Annotated in this window: 12 protein-coding genes and 1 pseudogene; 11 read left to right on the top strand and 2 right to left on the bottom strand. The window is 63.2% G+C overall.

Going from position 1 to position 12,065, the window contains the following annotated elements:
- The 11 genes and pseudogenes from tdh to XB14_RS18340 all read left to right on the top strand — a co-directional run.
- Positions 1-231: pseudogene (gene tdh / locus XB14_RS18390) on the top strand (L-threonine 3-dehydrogenase); the annotation flags it as partial.
- A gap of 128 nt (positions 232-359) precedes the next feature.
- Positions 360-1,355, top strand: coding sequence for a LysR family transcriptional regulator (locus XB14_RS18385; RefSeq protein WP_077963049.1), 996 nt, complete (start codon positions 360-362; stop codon positions 1,353-1,355).
- Between the two features lie 62 nt (positions 1,356-1,417).
- The gene (locus XB14_RS18380; RefSeq protein ID WP_077963048.1) at positions 1,418-2,518 is read left to right on the top strand and encodes an extracellular solute-binding protein; all 1,101 of its coding nucleotides are present in this window, start codon (positions 1,418-1,420) and stop codon (positions 2,516-2,518) included.
- A 74-nt stretch (positions 2,519-2,592) separates the two neighbouring features.
- On the top strand, positions 2,593-3,573 hold the full coding sequence (locus XB14_RS18375) for an ABC transporter permease (RefSeq protein WP_077963047.1): 981 nt from the start codon (positions 2,593-2,595) through the stop codon (positions 3,571-3,573).
- Positions 3,574-3,583: 10 nt separating this feature from the next.
- Complete coding sequence (locus XB14_RS18370) at positions 3,584-4,375, top strand: ABC transporter permease (RefSeq protein ID WP_077963046.1); 792 nt, start codon at positions 3,584-3,586, stop codon at positions 4,373-4,375.
- Positions 4,376-4,380: 5 nt separating this feature from the next.
- On the top strand, positions 4,381-5,451 hold the full coding sequence (locus XB14_RS18365) for an ABC transporter ATP-binding protein (protein WP_077963045.1): 1,071 nt from the start codon (positions 4,381-4,383) through the stop codon (positions 5,449-5,451).
- 13 nt (positions 5,452-5,464) lie between these two features.
- Complete coding sequence (locus XB14_RS18360) at positions 5,465-6,934, top strand: NAD(P)-binding domain-containing protein (protein ID WP_077963044.1); 1,470 nt, start codon at positions 5,465-5,467, stop codon at positions 6,932-6,934.
- Between the two features lie 31 nt (positions 6,935-6,965).
- Positions 6,966-7,472, top strand: a complete 507-nt coding sequence (locus tag XB14_RS18355) for a CMD domain-containing protein (protein WP_077963043.1) — start codon at positions 6,966-6,968, stop codon at positions 7,470-7,472.
- A 1-nt stretch (position 7,473) separates the two neighbouring features.
- Positions 7,474-8,052, top strand: coding sequence for a peroxidase-related enzyme (locus tag XB14_RS18350; RefSeq protein ID WP_077963042.1), 579 nt, complete (start codon positions 7,474-7,476; stop codon positions 8,050-8,052).
- Positions 8,053-9,402 (top strand): MATE family efflux transporter, encoded by a 1,350-nt coding sequence (locus XB14_RS18345; RefSeq protein ID WP_234804076.1) that lies wholly within the window; start codon positions 8,053-8,055, stop codon positions 9,400-9,402.
- A gap of 63 nt (positions 9,403-9,465) precedes the next feature.
- Positions 9,466-9,969, top strand: a complete 504-nt coding sequence (locus tag XB14_RS18340; protein ID WP_143348442.1) for an AAA family ATPase — start codon at positions 9,466-9,468, stop codon at positions 9,967-9,969.
- A gap of 220 nt (positions 9,970-10,189) precedes the next feature.
- Here the strand turns inward: XB14_RS18340 and XB14_RS18335 are convergent, their stop codons facing one another.
- Together XB14_RS18335 and XB14_RS18330 are read right to left on the bottom strand one after the other, a co-directional pair.
- Positions 10,190-10,801 (bottom strand): outer membrane protein, encoded by a 612-nt coding sequence (locus XB14_RS18335; protein WP_077963040.1) that lies wholly within the window; start codon positions 10,799-10,801, stop codon positions 10,190-10,192.
- Positions 10,802-10,897: 96 nt separating this feature from the next.
- Positions 10,898-12,052 (bottom strand): ATP-binding protein, encoded by a 1,155-nt coding sequence (locus XB14_RS18330; RefSeq protein ID WP_077963039.1) that lies wholly within the window; start codon positions 12,050-12,052, stop codon positions 10,898-10,900.
- Positions 12,053-12,065: the final 13 nt, after the last annotated feature.

Genomic DNA, 12,065 nt, shown 5'->3' with positions numbered 1-12,065 from the left:
GCACCGGCCGGCTTCGAGATCGACTGGAACAAGGTCATCTTCAAGATGCTCAACCTCAAGGGCATCTACGGCCGCGAGATGTTCGAGACCTGGTACAAGATGATCGCCTTCGTGCAGGGCGGCCTCGACCTTGCCCCCGTCATCACCCACCGCATCACGATCGACGAATTCCGCGACGGCTTCGAGGCGATGCGCTCCGGCAATTCCGGCAAGGTCGTCATGGACTGGTGAGGTCGCAAGAGCGGGCCTGATCCGGCCCGGTCGACCCCACCCGAGAAAAATTGTCTTTTGTCACTAGAACTGAGAATGCGTTTTATGCACTATTGATCATCCACCATGCAAGGAGCGCATGATAGCTCATGGAAGTTCGCGATCTCGAGGCCTTTCTCGCCGTTATGTCGACGGGCAGCATCACCGGTGCCGCCCGCCTGCTCGACCGCTCGCAGTCGCAGGTGACGCGCCTGATCCAGGACCTGGAGACTTCGCTCGGCTTTGCGCTGTTCGAGCGGAATGGCCCGAGGATCGCGCCGACCGACAAGGGCATTGCCTTCCATGAGGATGCGGAGCGGTTCGTCAGCGGTATCGGGCACCTGCGCAATCGCGCCAAGGCAATCGCCGGCAAGGAACCCGAGCCGATCGAGATCGCCGCGACGCCGGCCTTTGCCAGCGGCATCATCCCGATGGCGCTTGCCGAGCTGCCGGAGCATCGTCTGCCTCATACGATCAATCTGCGCAGCATGCCGGCCGAGGCGGCCGTGCAGTCGGTGTTTGCGCGCACGGCGGATTTCTGCGTGACGTCGCTGCCGGCCGATCAGCCCGGCCTGGATGTTCAGGGTTTTTTCGAAGGGCGCTGCGTCGCCGCGGTTGCGCCGCACGATCCGCTGGCCGAAAAAGACGTGATCTCGATCGCCGATCTCGCCGGGCGCACGCTCGTCACCATGTCCAATCCGTTTCGGCTGCGCCACAGCGTCGACGAAGTGCTGAACGCGGCCGGCGTGCGGCCCAATCGCATCATCGCGACCAACGCGGCCAACAACGCCGTGCAGGTCGCATCGCTCGGCCTTGGCGTGGCGATCATCGAGCCGGCGACCGCCTACGGTCTGCAGTCGGCGCCCATCGTCGTTCGGCCACTCGATGTCGAGATCCCCTTTCTGTGGGCGATCCTGTCGGCGGGATCGCGCCCGCTCTCGGCCGGCGTTCGGGAACTCATTCAACGGATAGCGCGGATCGCGTCGGAGCGGATGCCGGACCTCACGGTCCACGATCCCAAGCAGATGGCGCGTATCGCCGAAAGGAGCTTTGCCGGCAGGACCGCCGGCAATGGTGCGCAGCTGGGCAACCCGGCTGCGAAATAAAGGGGAGCAAAAGCTCTGAACGCTCACACCGAAATTGAGCCTGCTAAAATGAGGAGAACGAGATGAACAATTTTGACGTAACCCGCCGATCGGCGATGAAGCTGTTGGCAACCGGGGCCGGCGTGCTCGCAGCGCCTTCGATCATTCGCCCGGCCTTCGCACAGAGCAAGGTCGTCAACATCACGACCTACGACAAGTTCGTACCGCAGTCCTTCATCGATCAGTTCCAGAAGGACACCGGCATCGAGGTGCGAATCCGGCTGACCGACGACCAGGGCAAACAGTACAACCTTTTGACCGCCGAGGGTGCCGCACCCTCGACCGACATCGTGACGGTGACCGGCCACCGCCTGTCGCAGTTCATGAAGTCGAACCTGCTCTCGTCGCTCGACACCGGGCGGCTGAAGAACTGGGGCAAGCTTGCCGCCGCCTACAAGGGCGCGCCGCAACTGACCGTCGACGGCAAGACCTTCGGCGTGCCGCTGCTTGCCGGCTTCGAGGGCCTGGTGCGCAACACCGAATACGCCAAGGCCTCCGACAGCTGGGCGATCATGTTCGATGAAGAGAACAAGAACCTGACGTCCTACATCGTCAGCGACTTCCTCTCGATCGTCATGCGCTACCAGGGCAACGACGGCGACTACGTCACCTATGGCGACAAGCCCGAAGTCGCACAGGCGGCAACGAACCAGGCCCGCGATTTCCTCATTCAGCACAAGGACAAGGTGCGCAAGTACTACGATGCCGGCTCCGAGCTGCAGCAAATGTTGGTCAACGAGGACATCTACCTGGCGCAGGCCTGGTCCGGTCCGGCCGCCAAGCTCATCATGGACGGCCATCCGATCGAGATCTCGGTGCCGAAGGAAGGGACTTTCGGCTTCCTCTATTCGTTCAACATCGTCAACAACGCGCCGAATGCGGATGCTGCCTATACCTTCCTCGACGCGATCCTGTCCTCGCCTGAAATCGGTGCTGCGATGACCCGCCAGTCCGGCTTCTCATCGGCCTTCGACGGCGTCGACAAGGTGCTGGATGAGAAGGAGCGCGCTGCGCTCTCCCTGCCGCCCGAGCAGGTCGAACGCATCCAGTTCTTCAGCTCGGTCAACCGCGACATGAAGAACGAGATGATCGACAAGGCGACGGCCGAGATCAAGTCAGCCTGACGTCTAATCCGGGCGATCGGCTCCGGCCGGTCGCCCGTCAAAAAAGGACTCTTCCAGAGCCGGGAACAAAGAGAATGCTGGATACGACAACACAACCGCCATCCGTCGGTTTGTCGACGGTACCGCGCTATGCCGGATGGATCGGCAGAGCGGCGCGTTCGGGGCTATATCGCCATACGATCGGCCTGCTCGTCGAAAGCCGGCGCGTGCGTCTCGCCGTGCTGGCAGGCGTGCCGCTTGTCTGGATCGCCATGCTGCATATCGGCCCGATCCTGCAGATGGCCAATATCAGTCTTCTTGCCAACTATCCGCCGCAGCCGGACAAAAGCAGCGAATACACGCTGGCCAACTACGCGCTGTTCTTCTCCGACCGGCTCTATTTCCTGCCCTTTGTCCGCAGCCTGATCTTTGCCGCCGTGGTCACGATCTCGACACTGGTGATCGTCTATCCCGTGGCCTACTACGTCGCAAAGATTGTGCAGCCGAAGAACCGGATGCGGGCCCTGTTGCTGCTGCTCATCCCCTTCTGGGCCGGCGAGTTGATCCGCACCTTCTCGGTCATCATGCTGCTTGCCAACCGTGGGGCGCTGAACGTGCTCCTGCGCGAGTTCGGCTTCATCGACCGGCCGATCCCGATGCTCTACACCTTCTTCTCGCTGAGCTTCGGCGTCATCTATCTGCTGGCGCTCTACATGCTGCTGCCGCTCTATTCGGCGATCGAGAAGATACCGACGCCGCTGATCCAGGCGGCGGCCGATCTCGGCGCCGGACCCTTCCAGCGGTTCCGCCGGGTCATCCTGCCGCTTTCGAAGGACGGAATCGTCTCCGGTTGCAGCCTCGTCTACCTGACGGCTGTCGGCGTCTTCGCAGCACCGCTGCTGCTTGGTGGCCCGAATTCAGTGATCTTCCCCGAAGTGATCGCGACGCTGTTCCACGGGTCGAACGACAAATGGCCGGAAGGTGCCGCCTTCTCGATGATCATGCTCGTGGTGTCCTTGACGACCGTCGGGCTGTTCATGCGGGTCGTCGGCGGCCGCTCCGTCCGGCTGATGTGAGGGGGGACCGATGCGAACCTATTTCAACGACCTTCCGAAAACCGCGCTCGGCGCTTCCTACTGGATCTTTGCCGTCTATCTGGTGCTGCCGCTGGCGCTGATGATGGCGATGAGCTTCAAGGACGCGAACTTCATCGCCTTCCCGATCGGCAACTGGACGCTGTCCTGGTACGGCAAGGTGATCCAAGACAAGCAGTTCCTCGAAGCCTCGCTCTATTCGATCGGGATTGCGCTCGCCACCACCATCTCGGCGACGATCATCGGCGTCTGGATCGCGCTTCTCGTTTCGGCGGAAAACATCTGGGGCAAGGCGGTGATCTTCGCGCTCGCCTGCCTTCCGGCCGTCGTGCCGGGGCTGATCAACGCGATCTCCATGCGCATCTTCATCCGCGCCGTCGACATCCCGACCGGAACCTTCGCGATCATCCTGGCGCATACGGTTCATGCCGTGCCCTTCGTCGTCATCATGGTCCTCACACGGCTGCGCTCGATGCCGGCCAATCTGGTGGATGCGGCGCGCGATCTCGGCGCCGATCCCTTCATCGCCTTCCTGCGCGTCACCATCCCCTATCTGATGCCGGCGCTCTTCGGCGGCATGATCTTCTGCGTGCTGACCAGCATCGACGACTTCGTCCGCACCTTCTTCCTCGGCGGCTACCAGCCGACCTTGCCGATGCTGATCTTCGCCAAGGTGCAGGGCGGAATGTCGCCGGAAATCAACGCCATGGCGACCATCGTGCTCGTCGTCACCACCGCCGTCGGCCTTTATGCCGAGCATTTCACCCGCCGATCGAGGAGCTGACGCAAATGCAGCCTGTCGTCCATTTCAAGAACGTCAACAAGTCCTATGGGGCGCTCACCGCCGTCGATGATCTCGATCTTGCGATCGCGCCCGGCCAGTTCGTCACGCTGCTTGGCCCATCCGGCTGCGGCAAGTCGACGACGCTGCGCATGCTCGGTGGCTTCGACAGCCCGACGTCGGGGGAAATCTACCTCGAGGGCAAGCCGATCTCGCACTTGCCGCCGAACAGGCGCAACGTCAACATCGTCTTCCAGGACTATGCGCTCTTTCCGCATCTGACGGTCGGCCGCAACATCGCCTTCGGCCTGGAATTGAAGGGCATGGAGAGCGCCGCGATCCACAAACGGGTCAGCGATCTCCTCGCCCTCGTCTCCCTGCAGGACCACGCCGAACGCATGCCGGCACAGCTTTCCGGCGGTCAGCGTCAGCGCGTGGCGCTGATGCGGGCACTTGCGCCCGATCCGAACGTGCTCTTGCTCGACGAGCCGCTGTCGGCGCTCGATGCGAAACTGCGCCAGCAGATGCAGATCGAGCTCAAGTCGATCCAGAAGAAGACCGGCAAGACCTTCATCTTCGTCACCCACGACCAGGAAGAGGCGCTCACCATGTCCGATGTCATCGTCGTGATGAACAAGGGCCGGATCGAGCAGATGGGCGGTCCGGACGAGCTCTATGCCCGGCCGCGCAGCCGCTTCGTCGCGAATTTCATCGGCCAGAGCAATTTCCTCGAAGGTACGGTCGCGTCGGTTTCGGGCGGGATCGCCTCCGTCGAGTGGCGCGGCAATGCCGTCAACGCGGACGTGAACGGCACGGCGCCGATCCCGGGAGACCATGTCACCGTGGCGCTGCGTCCGGAGGCGGTTTTCTGTCTGTCGCGCAAGCCCGAAGATCGCCAGTCGCTCAAAGGGCGCATCGATCAGCGCGTCTTCAAGGGTGCTCACACGTCGCTGACCGTCAAGCTCGACAATGGCAGCACGCTCGAGGCGCAGATCGATCCGGTGGCGCTTTCGCATATCGAAGGGGACGACGTCTGGGTGGGGTGGCGCGACCGCGATGCCGTCCTGCTGGCGAAGTGAAGGGAGACCGGGGATGACCGACAGTCAACAGCAGCAACGGCTTGCCGCGCTCAATGCGCGGGTAAGGCAGGATCTGAGCTATCTCAACTATCCGCCGGCCAATTGGTCGAAGCCGGTGACGACGGCGGCGGGCGATGACGTCAGCGACGTGGTCGTGATCGGCGGCGGCATGTGCGGGCTCGTTGCCTGGCACGCTCTGACCCGCGCCGGCATTGCCAATCTGCGCATCGTCGATCGCGCGCCGAAGGGTTTCGAAGGCCCTTGGGTCAGCTATGCGCGCATGGAGACGCTGCGCTCGCCGAAGATCCTTCTCGGCCCGGCGCTGGGCGTTGCCTCGCTCAGCTTCCGCGCCTGGTACACGGCGCTTTATGGCGAAGCGGAATGGGAGGAGCTCTTTCGCATCCCGCGGCCGATGTGGATGGATTACCTGCGCTGGTATCGCGATGTCATGGGCGTTCCGGTCGAGAACGACACGCACGTCACCCGCGTCGTGCCGCGCGCCGACGGACTGCTGGAACTTGAAATCGCCGGCGGCGCAAAACCTGCGATCATCACCCGCAAGCTGGTGATGGCGACCGGCCGCGACGGGCTCGGCGAGCCGACCATTCCGGACTTCATCAAGGACATGGAGCGGCACAGGTCTTGGGCGCATTCGGCCGACGAGATCGACTTCGATCGCCTGAAGGGCAAACGCGTCGTCGTCATCGGCGTCGGCGCTTCGGCGGTCGACAACGCCGCCGAGGCACTGGAGCTGGGAGCCGGGGAAGTCCGCCTTCTCGCCCGCCGCAAGGAGATGCCGACGGTCAACAAGCTGATGGGCATTGGCTCCTATGGCGTCACGGCAGGCTTTGCCGAGATCTCGCCGGAATGGCGTTGGCGTCTGATGGATTATGCGGCCAAGCAGCAGACGCCGGCGCCGCACAATTCGACGCTGCGCGTCAGCCGGCATTCGAACGCGTACTTCCATTTCGACTGCGGTATCCGCTCGATGAAGGAGGAGGGCGGCGAGGTCGTTATCAGCACGACGAACGGCCGCATCTTCCGCACCGACTTCGTCATCCTCGGCACTGGGTTCTCGATCGATCCGCTGAGCCGCAGCGAACTCGCGCCCTATCAGGACCAGATCGCCTGCTGGGATGATCGCTACGCACCGCCGCCGGGCGAAGAGAACCCCGGGCTCGGGCGCTTCCCCTGGCTGAACGGAGATTTTTCCTTCACCGAGAAGGAGCCCGGCGCAGCCCCCTGGCTCAAGGACATCCATTGCTTCAACTACGGCGCCTCCGTCAGCGTCGGCAAGGTCAGCGGCGACATCCCGGCCATCAGCGAAGGCGCTCTTTGGCTCGCGCGCGGGGTTGCCGCCTCACTCTTCATCCGGGACGTCGACTACCATTGGGAGGCGCTGATCGCGTACGAAAAGCCGGAGCTCGACGGGACCGAATGGGTCGATGCCGACGCGCCGACGCCGGCACAGAAGACGGCCTGAACCTCCCGCATTTCAGATGACAGGAAAACCAATGACCTCTCCATCGACAAATGACGTGATCGACACCGTGCTCGGGCTCGATCGCTTCCCGGATCTTCTGGCGCTACGCGAACAAAGGGCGAAGCTGAGGCATTTGAGCCAGACGAGCTATCAGGCTGCCCTTCGCCCTGCCGATCCGCGCAACTTCTCCTATGCGCTCCGAGCAGCCCTTGCCGCGCGCATGGCGGCACTCTGGAAGTCGCAGGAGCTGTCCGCGCATCTCCGGGCGCTGCTTGAACGCGAGGAGGAGGGCCCTGCCCTGGCGTCGCTCACCGATCCTGGCAAGGGCACCGAAGCTGTCGATCCGCGCCTTCAGGCGATCCTCGCCCATGTCGATCTCGTCACGCTTTCGCCGAAGGAGGCGACGCGCGCCCATATTGAAAAGCTCCTGGCGGCAGGCCTCGACGACCGGGACATTGTCACGCTCGCTGGCCTCATCGCCTTCGTGAACTACCAGGTGCTGGTGGTGGCCGGCCTCAAGATGCTGAGGGATAACTGAGATGTCGCAAGCCGTGCACGAATTCACCGTCGAAGCGCTCGACTGGAAGCCCTATGTCAAGCCAGTCGATGTCGAGACCGCCACGCCCGATCAGCTCGACGCCCTGAAGATCACGCCGTCCAACAAGAAGATCTCGGACTACGTCCTGGTTCTTGCCAACGAGCCGGAGACCTTGAAGGAGCGCACGCCGCTCTTCAACGACATCATGTACAGCGAGGGCGGGCTCTCCCGCGGCGGGCGTGAGATCGGGGCGCTTGCCGCATCCTTCGTCAACCGCTGCATCTATTGTGCTTCGGTGCATGCGGCACGCTACATCCAGCTCGAAAAGCGGCCGGAGGTGGTGGATGAGATCTATGGCAGTGGCCTCAACGCGAACCTGCCGGAATTCGAGCAGGCGCTGTTCAATTTCGGCGTCGACCTGACGGCGCATCCCGACAATGTCGGCGCCTACCAGTTCTACCACCTGCGCGAGATCGGCCTCGACGATCTCCAGATCCTCGATCTCATCCATGCGGTCGCGATTTTCGGCTGGGCCAATCGGCTGATGCATACGCTCGGCGAACCGCACCGGCTGGATTGAGTGAAACACCCGCCTTCCGACCACGCCGCGGTGACCGTCCGCCCCTTCGACATCGCGCATCGCGACGTGCTTCGCATCGCGTTGCCGATGATGATCGCCTATCTGTCGAGCCCGCTTGTCGGGCTCGTCGCAACCGGCGTCATCGGCCAGTTGCGCGATGAGACTCTGGTCGGAGGTGTGGCGCTTTCCACCGTCATCTTCGACGTCATCTTCGTCACCTTCAACTTCCTGCGCGGCGCGACGACGGGCTTTACCGCCCAGGCGCTCGGTGCCGGTGACCGGCGCGAAGAGCAGCGCATGCTCGCAAGCGGGCTCATTATCGCGCTCGTGGCGGGGCTTGCGCTGCTGGTGTTTCAAAAGCCGATCGGCGCCCTTGGTCTTGCCGCCATGGGCGCGGAAGGCAAGGTCGCCGAAGCGGCCGCCACCTATTTTGCCTGGCGGGTCTGGTCGGCGCCCTTCGTCCTCTTCAACTTCGTGGTTTTCGGCTGGATCATCGGGCGTGGCGACGCGCTCTGGGGCATGATCCTGCAAACCCTGCTCAATGCGCTGAACGCCGGCTTGAGCGTGCACTGGGTCCTCGGTCTCGGCTGGGGTGTGGCGGGCGTGGCGGCCGCCTCGCTGGTGGCAGAAGCCGTCACGGCGCTGGCGGGGCTCTATCTCATCTGGGCAAAGACCGACCGGACCGCGTGGAACCTGCCGGATCTGACAGCCTTCCGCCGCGCCTTTTCGGTCAACGGCGACATGATGATCCGCTCCTTCGCGCTTCTGATCGGCCTGTCCTTTTTTACCCGACAGAGCGGGACGCTCGGTATCGAAGTCCTTGCAGCCAATACGATCCTGCTACGCTTCTACTTCTTCGGCGTCGCCTTTCTCGATGGCGTGGCGACGGCAGCGGAGCAGCTGGCAGGACGTGCCGTCGGCGCGCGCTACCGGCCGGCCTTCGATCGTGCCGTCGGATTGACCACGGTTTGGGGCTTCGTCTTTGCCGGGCTCGTCGCGCTCTCATTGCTTGCGGGCGGTGACTGGGTGATCGGCATTACCGCCCCGACGGAGAGCGTGTCGGCGCTCGCGCACGCCTACTTGCCCTATGTCGCGGCGCTGCCGATCTTCGGCATCGTCGCCTTCCAGATGGACGGCGTCTACATCGGCGCCACCTGGTCGAGGCAGATGCGAAACCTGATGGTCGCGTCGCTGGCGATCTACTTTGCCGCCTGGGCGATCCTGCAGCCGGTCTTCGGCAATGACGGATTGTGGATCGCGCTGATCCTGTTCCAAAGCGCCCGCAGCGTCGCCTTCCGGCTGATGCTGCCGCGGCTGGCCGACCGGACGTTTTCGACGGCACGGCAATAAATGGGCTTCAATCTTCGGAAAGGTCCAGTTTCGGCTTGATGGCGACGGGGAAAACAGCACTTCATGTCGTCCGGCCGTGACCGTGGGAGAGGCGAAATGTGGTATGTCCTTGGTGCGCCGGGATCGGGCAAAACTGCGGCAATCGAGCATTTACGTTGCTTGCTTCCCCAGTCCGTGGTCCTTGATTGGGATGCGTTGATGGAACCAGCCGGATTACTTGCCGGCTGCGACATTCGGGAAACCGAGGCAACGTGGTCGCCCTATGCGGCTCTGGTGAGACAGGTGGTCGATGTTGCCGATCCCGGCCGTGTCATCCTGCTTGGCGTTTGTGCGCCGGATGAACTGCCCGGTTGGCCCGAAGGCCGATGGCTCGTTCTTGATTGCAGCGACAGCGAGCGGGTGAACAGGCTTGCACGACGAGGCGAGACCGAGGCGGCAATAGGTGCCGCACTTTCAGACGCGGCAGAGTACCGGAAACTCGGGCTTGAAACGCTCGACACCACCCTTTTGACACCGCAACAGACGGCCGAGGCGATCGCCCGCGTTCTGGCGCGCGCGGGCCGCTAAGGGCGCGTGGTCCGGCCAGACTACGACCAGTGCGCTGAGGGACGCCCCTGTTGGCCCGTGTGGTAAGACGCGGGGTTGCCGGCCGCTTTATCGGCATGCGGTGCGGCGACATACCCGCCCCATGATTGTGGCGGCGCCTGCCGAGGCGCCGCCGGGTGGCGAGCAGTTGTCACTCGCCCGACCGGTTCTAGGGGGACGGTAGAACCGGTCGCTTTCCAGATCAGAAGCGGAAGTTCAGGCCCGTCTTGATCGCGTGATTGACCAGGTTGTCCGAGCCTTTCACGCCGCCGATCGTGGATCCCACGCCGTTGAAGCGGGTCTGCGTGTATTCGACCTTGCCGGAGATGTTCTCGGTGAAGGCCATCTCGGCGCCGGCGCCATAGGACCAGCCCGTGTGCCAGCGATCGCCGGAGGTCACCGTGCCCTTGCCCTCGAAGCGTGCGGTGGTGACGCCCACCGTGCCGTAGAGCAACACGTTGTCCATCGCGTAACCTGCCTTGGCCCTCGCCGTGCCGCTCCAGGTCTGCTGCAAGGCGCCGCCTTTGCCGACCTTGTACTGCAGGCCGCCGGCGCGTGCCGCCTCGATCTCGCCACCAACGACGAAATCGCCGAACTGCTGGTTGTAACCGACCTGGACGCCGCCGTTTATCTTGTTCTTGCTGCCCTTCTGGTTCGAGGAGCCGGTGCCGATGTGACCGCCCGCATAGAAACCCGTCCAACGCTCCACATTGGTAAAGTCGACGCCCGAATTGTTGAGGTCAGCGGCCTGCACGGTCGAAGCGGCTGCGGCGGCGACCAGAGCAAGCACGGTCGTCTTGAAGTTGAGTGTCATCGATCGTTTCCTTTATTGTCACGGACCGGTCGGCCCGTTCAATGAGATCGATTTGACTCATCTGCTCGCAGGTTCCGCGCAGAGTTCATCCAGTTTTCATGGAGAGAGAACACTTTGCGCGCCTCTGCTCCCGCAGTCCGTCGGTAACGAGATTTCGAAGGTCATTCCACCGAACTCGTTTCTCCTGGCGCTGGTCGAGCCTCCATGTGCCTCGGCGATGGCCCGGACGACCGAGAGCCCGAGGCCGCTTCCGCCGCTCGCCCGCGATCGCGAATCGTCCGCGCGCCAGAAACGGTCGAAGGCATGTTCGATGTCGATGTCGGACATGCCTGGGCCGGAATCCTGGCATTGGAAGATCGCTTGGGAACCTCTCATCTTCGTCGCGACGGAGAGCCGGCTCCCCGGGGCGTAGCGGGTCGCATTGTGCAGGATCGCGAGCAGGGCCTGCCTCACTTTCACACGATCAAGCGTCATCGGCACCCGGTCGAGGTTGAGGGAGACCGGCATTCCGGCCTTGTCGAACTCACCGAGCATCGTCGCGACGGCGGTCTCCGCCTCATCGCCCATGTCGCCCGGCTCCGGCCTGAGCTCCAGCCGCCCCACATTCGAGAGCGCAAGGATGCGGAGATCCTCGACGATGCCGGTCAGATGGTCGATCTGGCCGATCAACCCATCGTAAAGCTCCGTGGTCGGGTTGAAGAGGCCGTCGCGCATGCCCTGCAGGCGGCCGCGCAGCACAGTCAAAGGCGTCCGCAGTTCATGGGCGATGGCGTTGTTCTGGTATCGCAACTCGTTCTCTGCGTTCTCCAGCAGTTCAGCCATCCGGTTGAAATGGTCGATCACATCGTCGACCTCGCCCAATCTTCCGGATCGTACCGGCACGCGGGTGGAGAAGTTTCCCATCGCGATCGCCTTTGCGGCATCGCGGATGAGCACCAGCGCGTTCACGATCGGCTGGCTGAGACGACCGCCGATAATCGCTGCGATGACGAGGCTGACGGTGAGCACCGCACCCAACGCCAGGAAGTCGGCCAGCGTGATCGGCTCTAGCGCCGCGTCAGGGTGCATCAGATGGAAGATGTACATGTAGACGAACGACGCCAACGTCAGGACCGCGATGGTGGCCGTCACCGCCAGAAACATGTGCTTCGTCAGAAGCCAGCTGAAGCCTCCGCTTGCCCATTCGCGATTTTTGGATTGGCTGCCTGAGGCTGGGCCAAAGGCACGGTCTGTCGTTTGAGGATCGCTCATGGTCGCTCTCGGA

It is taken from the genome of Ensifer adhaerens (assembly GCF_002007205.1).
GTDB classification, from domain to species: Bacteria; Pseudomonadota; Alphaproteobacteria; order Rhizobiales; family Rhizobiaceae; genus Ensifer; species Ensifer adhaerens_D.
This window is presented reverse-complemented; position numbering and strand designations above follow the sequence as displayed.